This is a genomic window from Polaromonas sp. P1_G1 (genome assembly GCF_056405595.1).
Genome location: NZ_JBFUBU010000192.1, coordinates 1 through 442 on the forward strand (window position 1 = coordinate 1; position 442 = coordinate 442).

The 442-nt window shown below is 65.8% G+C and carries 1 protein-coding gene; it reads left to right on the forward strand.

Annotated elements, in window-relative coordinates:
• On the forward strand, positions 1 to 442 hold a 442-nt coding region (locus AC1D1Y_RS26425), incomplete at both ends, for an imelysin family protein (RefSeq protein ID WP_477684956.1).

Here is a 442-nt window from a genome sequence, read left to right on the forward strand (position 1 = left end):
ATGTTGCACTGGGAGCGCTTGGCCGCCGTAGCCGTGGGGCCGCTGTTGGAGCGCCGTGCCGCACGGTCCATCGATTTCTGGCCCACCCGGCCGGCACAGATCCAGCGCCAGCTGGATGCCAACGCGGCCAGCCCACTCACGCCAGAGCAGATCGAATCCGTGGGCAGCGCCGCAAGGGGATTGCCCGCGCTGGAGTGGATGTTCTTGCGCCTGCCCGCCACCCCCTCCAATCAGCACTACGCCCAGCTGCTGGCACAGCACATCCTGAACGAATGCACCGTCTTGCTGGACGGCTACCGCGCCCTGGCCACAGCACCGCGCAGCGAAGAAGAAGCCGCAGCACTCTATGGCGAGTGGTATGGCCAGGCCGTAGGTGGGCTGGACCAGCTGCGCATCAAGAAGATGGTGCCCGATACGCGTGGCAAAGAAGTCTCTCTGTGGG